Source organism: Arenibacter lacus (assembly GCF_008711145.1).
GTDB lineage: Bacteria > Bacteroidota > Bacteroidia > Flavobacteriales > Flavobacteriaceae > Arenibacter > Arenibacter amylolyticus.
Genome location: NZ_VVIN01000180.1, coordinates 1 through 1,105, shown reverse-complemented (window position 1 = coordinate 1,105; position 1,105 = coordinate 1). Strand labels below are relative to the sequence as shown.

The following is a 1,105-nucleotide window of genomic DNA, read 5'->3' as shown; positions in this document are numbered from 1 at the left end:
CTATACGTACCAGCTTTTGGATGGTGCTGGTGGGATTATCCAGTTGCTACCTCAGTTCTCCAATGTGTATACAGGATTAAGTCAAGGTGATTATTTGGTACGAGTGAGATCGGCGAGATTCTGTAGGGTAGATATACCTTTCACTATAAACGAACCGCCTGCATTGGTGGCCAGTGCCACTGCGACGGATTTCTCCTGTGCGGCTGACAATTCGGTTTCTCAGGCGGTGATTACGGCTACGGGATCTGGAGGAACCGGACCTTATACATATAGTATAGACGGAACTAACTTCTTTGCTAGCAACACTTTTAATATCAATGATACGGGTGCCGTTCAAAACATTACGGTAACAGTACGTGACGCCAATGGTTGTACGGATACCGAAACAATCAGCATCAATCCTTTACCTGCCATTACCAATGTGGCAGTTACTCAGCAGACCGCGATTACCTGTACTAATGACGAAGCGGTTGAATTAACGGTTACAGGTGGTTCTGGTGACTTTACCTTTGAACTGTTGCCATTGGGCCACCCCAATGGGGTACAGACTTCGGTTGCTGGAGCTACTGCTACTTACAGCCTTAGCGTACCTGGGGATTATACCTTTAGGGTGACGGATAATGTGACCGGTTGTTACTTTACCACCGCAGCTTATACCGTTGCTCCCTACGATTTAATCGACGTGGTGGCCTCGGCCAGTACGCCCGTGACTTGTTTTGGGAACTCCGATGGGGTGATGGAAATCAATGTAACCGACTATACCGGCAACTACTCCTATGAGGTGTTCCATAGCAATGGTTCTACCACGTCCATAACAAGTACCGGGGTAGCACCGGGAGTGCTTACTATTTCCGGACTGCCTGCAGGGAATTTCTATGTAGAACTTACGGCTACGGACAGTCCATTCTGTCCGGCTACGTCCAACACGGTAACCATTGCCTCCCCTGCGGCAGCTCTGGACCTTGCAGTAATATCCAATATTCCAGCCAACTGTAATATTGGTGCCCAGGTGAGCGTACAGGCCAGTGGTGGAAACGGGGGGTATACCTATGCCTTTATGGAGGATGGGGTGCCACCGACTGCTGCCGATTACACTGCGAACGCC

Annotated in this window: 1 protein-coding gene; it reads left to right on the top strand. The window is 49.5% G+C overall.

Features of this window, described 5'->3' with window-relative positions:
• Window positions 1–1,105 (top strand): SprB repeat-containing protein (locus F1E73_RS17035; protein WP_191089066.1); only part of this gene is annotated, 1,105 nt, incomplete at both ends.